At 31.3% G+C, this 9444-nt stretch carries 7 protein-coding genes; all 7 read left to right on the forward strand.

Annotated features, from left to right (window positions below; translation table 11 throughout):
- The first annotated feature begins 4 nt into the window (after positions 1-4).
- Positions 5-3493, forward strand: a complete 3489-nt coding sequence (gene tssM / locus FZ940_RS06045; RefSeq protein WP_148821913.1) for a type VI secretion system membrane subunit TssM — start codon at positions 5-7, stop codon at positions 3491-3493.
- Between the two features lie 9 nt (positions 3494-3502).
- Positions 3503-4423 carry a hypothetical protein gene (locus FZ940_RS06050; protein WP_085658348.1) on the forward strand — a complete coding sequence of 307 codons (921 nt, stop codon included), beginning with the start codon at positions 3503-3505 and terminating at the stop codon, positions 4421-4423.
- A 65-nt stretch (positions 4424-4488) separates the two neighbouring features.
- On the forward strand, positions 4489-5010 hold the full coding sequence (locus FZ940_RS06055) for an Hcp family type VI secretion system effector (protein ID WP_054195925.1): 522 nt from the start codon (positions 4489-4491) through the stop codon (positions 5008-5010).
- Between the two features lie 182 nt (positions 5011-5192).
- Complete coding sequence (locus FZ940_RS06060; protein WP_148800683.1) at positions 5193-5678, forward strand: hypothetical protein; 486 nt, start codon at positions 5193-5195, stop codon at positions 5676-5678.
- Positions 5675-6220, forward strand: coding sequence for a hypothetical protein (locus tag FZ940_RS06065; protein ID WP_223155235.1), 546 nt, complete (start codon positions 5675-5677; stop codon positions 6218-6220). The genes FZ940_RS06060 and FZ940_RS06065 overlap by 4 nt, the downstream gene beginning before the upstream one ends.
- Positions 6220-6612, forward strand: a complete 393-nt coding sequence (locus FZ940_RS06070) for a hypothetical protein (RefSeq protein ID WP_148800686.1) — start codon at positions 6220-6222, stop codon at positions 6610-6612. The genes FZ940_RS06065 and FZ940_RS06070 overlap by 1 nt, the downstream gene beginning before the upstream one ends.
- The gene (locus FZ940_RS06075) at positions 6572-9076 is read left to right on the forward strand and encodes a type VI secretion system Vgr family protein (RefSeq protein WP_187422147.1); all 2505 of its coding nucleotides are present in this window, start codon (positions 6572-6574) and stop codon (positions 9074-9076) included. Before FZ940_RS06070 ends, FZ940_RS06075 begins: the two co-directional genes overlap by 41 nt.
- The last annotated feature ends 368 nt before the right edge of the window (positions 9077-9444 follow it).

The raw sequence follows: 9444 nt of genomic DNA on the forward strand, positions 1-9444 counted from the left end.
ATCAATGGCATTTATCGATTACCTAAGAAGATTTTTTGTCTTTTTTAGATTCAAACACAGTACAATTTTGGTAGCTTCTATTGCACTAAGCGTCTTATTTTGGCTTTACGCTCCACTTATAGCTTTTAACGATGTATATAGCTTTGCTAGTATAAGTTCAAGAGTCACTATATTAATTGCATTTTGGGCAGTTATTTTATTTTTTGTTTTAATCAAGCCACTAATGCACTATTTAGCATCTCAAAAAGATGAAAAAAACAATAAGCTAAAAGAGATAAAAAAAGAGTCTATGGATAGTTTTGGTAAGGCAAAAAGAAATTTTATACTTTCTTTGAAAGATGCCAAAACAACATGGAAAAAAGATATAAATTTTAAAAAATTACCTTTAATAATGATAATGGGTAATGAAGGTGCTGGAAAGAGCGCATTTATAAACTACTCAAATATCGAATTTCCACTATCTGATAGTTTAGATACTTATAAAAAAATACACAAAAGTACAACAAACTTTAATCTTTACATATCAAAATTTGGTGCACTTTTAGATACTGAGGGTATACATTTTGCACAAGAGAGCTTGTATCAGCCAACAGCTACTGAAGAGCTTCCTGAAGATGATGTAGATAAAAATAGGGATTACTTGCTTAAAAAAAGTATCTGGAGTGAATTTTTACACTTTTTAAAACGAAATGATTTTAACGCTAGATTAAGTGGTGCGGTTTTAATCATAGATACTAAAAAATTCCTTGAAGGCACGCAAGAATATTTTGATGAATTAATTAGATATATGATAAAAAGGGTTAATGATTGTGAGAAACATCTAAATATTAAATTCCCTATTTATATTGTTTTTAGCAAACTTGACTTAATAGATGGCATGGGAGATTATTTTAGGCTTTTCAATGAAGATGTGGCAAATAAAGCTCTAGGAATAAACTTAGATCCAAATTTCTCAAAACAATCACTAGAAACTGAACTAAAAAACCTAAGCGAGTCACTATTTAAACATCTCATGAGTAAGAACTCGATTTCGCATTTATTGGAAGATAAAAAACGTTCATATCTATTTTTAAAACAACTTGATAATTTTTTTGCTTTAGTGAAAGATTTTGTAACAAAGCTAAGCTCTCAAAATGCACTTAAAAATAGCTCAACCATAAATGGAATTTATTTCGTCAGTGCTTATCAAGAAAATATACCTATAAACTACCTTACAAACACTATTTGCGATAGATATAACATCAAAAAACCACTTTTAAGAGCGGTAAATAACTATAGTAAACAAAGCTATTTTGTAAAATCATTTTTAAAAGAGATAGCTTTTAAAGCTAACTTAAATAAATTTGGTGCTCAAAATAGATTTACAAAATTTGCAAATTTTGTTTTAGTAGCCATACTTTGTGCTGGAGTATATTTGGGTTCTAGTTTTATTTTAGATACTAAAAATATAAAAGAGCAAAATGCTATAAATAATGCAAATAAAATTTCTTCATACCTTGATGGTAAAAAATACAAGGATCTCTCTCCGACACAAAAGATTGAGCTTCTAAATTTACTAAAACAAAGTCTAAATGACTATCCAAGAATCTTCAGCGGTGATACTAAATTTGAGTATATAACACTAGATACTTCGTATAAAGGCTTTACTCCAGTTAAAGCGCTTTACTATGATTTAAATGCTGATTTTTTCAAAAATACAGTTTTAACTGAAATGGAAAATATACTAAAAAATGAAAGCGATCCAGATAAGCTAATAAAAGCATTTTATATGTATGATTCACTCTTTGACAAAGACTACACAAATGTGGATTTATTTAAAATTTGGATTAGCACAAACTGGGATAAATTTGAAAAATATGGCGTTGCAAAAGATGAATTCTTAGCTCATATTGAGGCTATTTTAAAGGCAGAAAATTTAAACATAACTGCGGACACAGTTGCTCAAAGTATAGCAAATACGAGACTATCACCTGTTCAAAGAGCACAAAGACTCTACTATATACTTGAGTTCATATCATTTAAAGACGATAAATCTTTTTATGATATTAAAAAAGATATTGAAAATTTATACACAGTAGTCCAAGAGAAAGAAGCATTTAAGCCATTTAATAAAATTTATACAAAAGAAAATTTAAGAGATTTCTTATCAAAGCTTAGCTCAAACATAGATCAAACAGCTGGAATAGAATCTTGGCTAATGGAGACAAATTCTTCTTTAAAAGATATTAGCTCAAATGATAAGAAAGAGCTAAGCATTGCTGTAATAGAGCTTTATTTGCAAAACTATGCTGATAAGTGGAGCCAAATTTTAAGAGAAATAGAACCAAATGAATTTACCACAAAAAAAGAGGTCATAGAAGAGCTCGACATCTTGTCAAAGAGAGAAAATCCTTTAAATTCTTTAATAAAATTAACTAATCAAAATACAAATTTAAATGATGAGAATTTACTAAAATATATCTACTCTCTAGGATTTGCTTCAAGTGAGATAAAGCGTGTTTTCAGTGATTTTAGTGCTAAATTTACTAACTATCATGCGTTAAATTCTAATGACTTGCTAGATATTATAAGCAATGATGTAACAAGCGTTTATAAAAAAGTTAGTGACTATAACTTCGAAATGCTTCAAAGTAACGATGATAAAATAGTTTATGCCATAAATGGCATAAAAAACGAAAACGACCCATTCATTGTCTTAAATAATGATGCTAAGAAGCTTCCAGATGAGTTAAATGAATATTATCAAAAGTTATCGACACTTGCATGGAAACAAGTAGAAAATGGTGCTTCGGCGCTTTTATCAACAGCATATAGAGATGATGTTTTTGATGATTTTGAAAGTCTTATCAAGCCATTTTATCCATTTAATGAACAATCTCCAAAGGCTGTTAGCATAGAAGAATTTAAAAGATTCTTTGGCAAAAACGGAACTTGGAATAGCTTTTATGATAGATATCTAAAACAAATCTTAAGTAAAACCGCTGATGGTTATAAAATAAGACCAAAATATGCAAAAGAGCTAAGATTTAGTAGGGATTTCCTTAAAAATATTGCCTATATAGACAGAATTTCAAATTTAATGCTTGATTCAAATGATGAGCTAAAATTAAATTATAATTTAAAAGCTGTCGACTTATCGGCAAATTTTAGTCATATAAATATTAGTTATTCTAATAACTCTTTGACTTATGATCATACAATCGCCTCAAATTTGATAGTTTCAAGTAAAAATTTTGATATATCAACACAGTTTAAATTCAATGCAGTTTCAAGCACTGGAAGTGAGAGAAAAGAGCTAAGTTTTGATGGAGAATGGGGCTGGTATAAGATATTAAAGGCTTCAAATTTTAGTAGCGTTGGCGTTAGTACGCTTAATTTTGATGGTAGAAGAGATTCGTATTTTGGCTTTGAAGTAACACCAAATGGAGGAGAGCTTTTAGAGCTTATGGATATCATACCAACGATAAATTTACCAAAGAAGATGCTTTATTAAGGATAAAATATGCAACAAATAGCAGCAGTTATACAAAATTACGATAAAGCGTCAAGCTTTTCAGCTCAATTTATCATTTTTGATGAAAATGGCGGTGATATAGGCTCATTAGACACTACAAAATTTTCTTGTAATGATATGAGCGATTCAATCGCACCCAAACACGCTCATGTTGGATTTGAAGAGGGGGTTTTCACAATTTGTGGCTATAAAGATTGTGAAATTTTTTATAGTGATTCATATTCAAAGCTTCCAGATGACTATGAGAGCGTCATAAATTTGGGTGATGTCTTTAGGATAGGGGAGTTAAAATTTATATTTATAGACCCTTCTAGGATTGATGAATATATAGGAAAAGCCCATAAGATAATAGAAAATACGAAAAATTTTGATAAGCTTGATGATAAACGTTTTGAGCCAGTTGGTAAAATTTCAAATGTTGATTTTAAAGAAGAGCCAAAGATAAACTCATTGATAAATGATAAAAAAGATATCACTTTAAATGAAAATGCGCACGATGCAGTTTTAAATTTAAATGAGATAGCTCAAAATTTTGATGAAGAAGAAAATGCAAATAATCAAAATATGCTAACTGCAAAAAGCATGGATGAGCTTTTGACAAAGATAGTTGAGAGTATAAAATTGCAACCAAATATGAGCCCTATAAGTGAGCAGACTAGGACTTTAAATACAAAAGATATGGAAACAATCATGAAAACTCTTCCTCTTAGTGACTCGACAGAACTAATAAATACTGTTTTGGTTAAGCTTATATGCAAAGAGCTATATAGCCAAATGTATGATATAGTCGAGAATAACTCATTTTTTAAATATCTTTCAGGAGCCGTACTAAAAAGCACTAAGGAAGATAAGGAAGCGTTTAATTATCTATTGCATAAAGCTCTTCAAAGCTATATGTTAAAAAAGTAATGTTTTTAATAAAACAGAAAGTAAATAAAAGATAGAATAATCCAAACTTTTTAATAGGAGTAAATATGTCACAACCAGTGTATATTAAAGTGAAAGGTTCTACACAAGGACTTATTTCAAGTGGTGCTTCAACAGAAGCTAGTATAGGTAATCGCTATCAGTCAGGTCACGAAGATGAGATCATGGCTCAAGAGGTTTCTCATATAGTAACAGTTCCAACTGATCCACAAAGTGGCCAACCATCAGGCCAAAGAGTCCATAAGCCATTTAGTTTTACTACATCACTAAATAAAGCTGTTCCACTTCTTTACAATGCTTTAACACAAGGTGAAAGACTTCCAGAGGTTGAGATCTATTGGTATAGAACATCAACTAGTGGTGGTGCGGAGCATTTCTTCACTACAAAACTAGAAGATGCAACTATAACAGATATTACTCTAGTAAGTCCAAATGCTCAAGACAAGCTAAACAGCGACAAAACAGAGCTTTTCAAAGTTTCAATGAACTATAGAAAGATAGTTTGGGAACACGTAGCTGCAGGCACAAGCGGAAGCGATGACTGGAGAGAAGCTACTAAAAAAGCTTAAAACCAACCTAGGGTTTACCCCTAGGGTTAATAAAATCATCTTCTAGCTAGAAGGACACAGATGAGCCCTTTTTATCTTTATCTTTTAAATTAACATGATATGTGAAATGCGATATGAAACACCTAGTTATAGTCATATTTCTCATAACATCTTTATATTCACACGAAGCAAATTGTTTAAATATGTTTACTGTGATCTTTGATAAAAATACGACCGATGAAAATACTGCTAAATGTATAGAATATTACATAGATGAGCTTGGGTGTGATGCTAATATAGTCCCAAGTTTCGCTAATGATGGCTCCAATTTACTAGATGCTGCTTATGAAAATAATAAGACTAAAACGTTCGACTTACTTTTGAATAAAGATATTACGCCAGATAAATGGCTAACTGCAATTATAGCAACAGAATTCCTAGTCTTTTTTAGAGAAAATAACGATGGCATAAAAGACAAAAAAGCAAGCCCTGAGCTATTAGAATTTATAAAAACACCAAAATATAAAGAATTCAAAGAGGAAAAATTTAAATTAATCAAAAAACTATTAGATCATGGGCAAGATCCTTATTATTATGGTTATTTGAGAATTGTATTAAAGATAGTAGGAGATGAAAAAGATCTAGATAATTTATTAAAGAATAGAACTCAAAAGGAATTAGCGCAATGAAGCAATTGGCAATAATTATATTTCTCATAACATCTTTGTATTCACACGAAGCAAACTGCACGGATATGTTTGGGCTCATTTTTAATAAAAATTTAAGTGACACTGAAACAGCTAAGTATATAAAATACTACATAGATGATCTCGGATGCGATGCTAATGCTAGCGTAAAATTAAATAATTTAACGATTAGATCGAATTTATTGGAATTTGCTTACGATGCAAATAAAACAAAAACTTTTGATACTCTTTTGTTAAAAGGAACATCAGCTAATGCTAGTTTAGCAACGTCCATAGGCATGAGCTTTGCATTTTTCTTTAGGGAAAATGGTGTCGGTATAGACAATAAAAAAGCTAGCCCTGAGCTACTTAAATTTATAAAAACTCAAAAATATAAAGAATTTAAAGACGATAAATTTAGGCTAATTAAAAAGCTTTTATTGCACGGACAAGACCCAAAAGACTATGAGGTTTTAAAGGTTATTTTGAAAATTATAAATGATGAAAAAGATTTAGAGAAATTATTAAATGGCGGAAATAAATAGTGGATTTCTTTAACGTGAATAAAAAAAAGCTAGATGTAAAAAGTAATAATTCAGAAATAAAGAATTACGAAAAGCAAGATACATTTACAAAATTTAGTGAAGTCATTGATGGCACTGGTAAGACTTTTGGTGTATTGGGTTGCAAAACATGTGAAGCAGTTGCTGAAGTAGCAAAAACTGGAATAGATAACCAAAAAGAAAAAATTTACAATGAATACAAAGAAGCAAAAAGAGGTGGAATAGAAGAAAGTGTAAAAACTATGCGTAATCTCACCGACACCGATATTGAAATGTTTGAAAAGGCATTACAACAAGAAGAAGAAAACGAAAAAAAGATTGAAAGAGCAACAAATGGACAAAAATTTAACATCGCCAACATCATCACTGACTAAGCCTGTCATGCTAGCATCCGGTAACTCAGTTGCAACAGATGGCTTTGTGGACTACGGCGTATCTAACGATACTTTCTCAACTCTTCAGATAGCAAACGAGTCAAACGATAAATTTATCGTTACACGTGCAGATATTTATGAAAATTTAGAAAGTATATTTAGCATAGAGTGCTTCGCCTACATAAATTTGGTTAAAAATCCGCTCTATGAAAATTTAGATAGCATATACAACGACAAAGGCCAGGCTGGTATATATAAGTATCTAGACAAAAGTATAAAGCTAAGCATCAAAAAGCCATCATCAACTAACAAAAGTATAATTCCTGGCAACAACACAAGCGATACTATGTACTTTAACGGTATCGTAAGTGACGTGGAGTATCTTGGCGTAGATGATGAGACTAGTACAAATATAGATAAAAAATACTTCTTTAAATTCAAGCTAACTTCGCCACTATATAGACTAAGCATAAATAGGGCAAATAGAATTTATACAGACCAGAGCATTTTAGAAGTAGTAAAAGATATTTTGGCTTTTAATAAGCAAAGGCTAACCAAAGAGCTGGACTTCTCAAATATCAAAAATAACTACAACAAGAGAGAATTTATAGCCCAGTACAATGAGAGTGATCTAGCTTTCATAACAAGACTTTGCCATGATAGTGGCATATATTTTTACGAAGATAATGAAAAAATTTACTTTCATGATACATTTATATTAGCTTATAGCAATCAAAATGAAAATTTTACTTCAAATGATACAGGTAATGCCAAGGAAGCTACAAAAGTAAGTTTTAATGTAAATTTGAATAATAATCTAGCAACCGAACACATAAATAAAATAACAAAGAGCGAGACGCTAAAAGCAAATAGCTTTACGCACTCTTTTCAAAATACAGCTTATCCAAATGTGCTAGAGAGTAAAAATGAAAAGATATTTGACGAGCAGGTAAATATCTATGATAAGCATATAAATTTAGATGAGTATTCATTTAGTGATACTAGCTTGCTTGAAGTTAGCACCTACCTTAAGAAACTAAGAAGCGATATGCTTTTAAAAGAATTTACCGCTAGCTCAAATGTATTTGCGCTAAATTTAAATGACAATATCTCGGTAGCTATTGATGCTAGCAAAGGTGAATATGAGTTTAAAATAATAGCTTTAAAGCATACTTATATTGATGAGAGCGTTTTAGAAAATACCTTAAATTTGGGCGATAATGTCCCATTTAAAGATAAAAAATTTATAAGCTCATACACAAACGAGATAAGCATCATTCCAAGTAGTGTGAAATTTGTCCCAAGCTACAAGCAAAAGCCAAAAGCACCAGATATCACGCTAGGTCTTGTAGTCGGTCAAGATGGACTAAACAGCCAAAATAACACGATCCATACTGATAGCTATGGTAGGGTAAAGGTTAGGTTAAATGCTTTTAGTACGCAAGAGATAATCGATAAAGACGACGCTATCAACGCAAGCTATCACAAGAGTGCTTATCTAAGAGTGATAACGCCTATTGCTAGCAATAGCTCAGGATTTTTTGCCATACCAAGGATCGGCGATGAGGTTATCATCTCTTTTTTACAAAACGATATAGACAACCCAGTGGTAAGTGGTAGCCTATATAATGCCTCAAATACGCCACTTGTAAATGTGGATAGTAACTATCACCAAACATCTCTTAGCTCAAAAACAATTGGTGCAAATGAGACTGGTATAAACGAGATCACTTTATCAAATTTAAAAAATAAAGAGCAAATTTATGTAAAAGCAGAAAAGGACTATGACGAGCTTGTAAATAACGACTTTTCTCAAACAATACTAAATGACAAAAGCTCACAGGTGCATGGAAGTTATACCGAACGAGTAAAAAAAGCCCACATTCAGACGATAGATCTAGCAAAAAATGTAAATGTCGGAGGCGAGTATCTAACAACAGTTGGACTTTCAAAAGATACAGTAGTGGGCGTCTCAAATACGCTAAATGTAGCTGTTGACAACAATACAAGAGTAGGTCAAGATAGTCATGAATTTGTGGGACATGATAAATTTGTAGAAGTAAAATCAAATCTTAATACGACCATACATAACGATGAGATGAAAGAGGTAAAAGGCACAAAAGAGCAGAACATAGATGGTGGCTATAAACTAAATTCACAAAAAGGTATAAATGAATTTAGTAACGAGCATATCGTGCTTCAGGCAAATAGCTACATTGATATAAATGCTAAGTCAAATTTCACAACAAAAACAGCTGCCCAGCACACTGAGATTGCTAATTCAAAATTTAGCAATATAGAGACAACTTATGAGGTAAATGCTAAAGATAAGGTAATCCATCAAGTAGGTAGCACAAAAGTAACGATAGAAGGATCAAGCGTCGTGATAGAAGTAGCTGGCGTAAAGGCGATATTTGATAGTAGAGGGCTAAGAGTTATCGGCGGAGATATAAAGGCTTTATAAGATCATATTTAAAGACTTACTTTGTATTTTGGTAGGTCTTTAAATTTTTAAATAAAATCAATTTCTACTAAAACTAATGCTAAGAATTCTAAAGGCAAAGGCTAAATTTTAGAGGGCTGAGATAAAAGCTAGCCATACAAATTTTTCAACATTGTACCCCAGTACAATAGACAAGTCCTTCTAAAATTTATATAATTCATTCAAAATTTCAAATACTATAAACAATAAGGAGAACATGATGGCTAAAGAAGCCGGAGTAGTTAAAAGCGTAAATGGAGGAATAGCAAGAGCACTTAATGACTTAACAGGAGAGGTAAGACAATTAAGTGTAGGAGATATTGTATACCAAGGTGAAAAGATAGTTACAG

This window comes from Campylobacter concisus (genome assembly GCF_902460415.1).
In the GTDB taxonomy this organism is placed as follows: domain Bacteria; phylum Campylobacterota; class Campylobacteria; order Campylobacterales; family Campylobacteraceae; genus Campylobacter_A; species Campylobacter_A concisus_Y.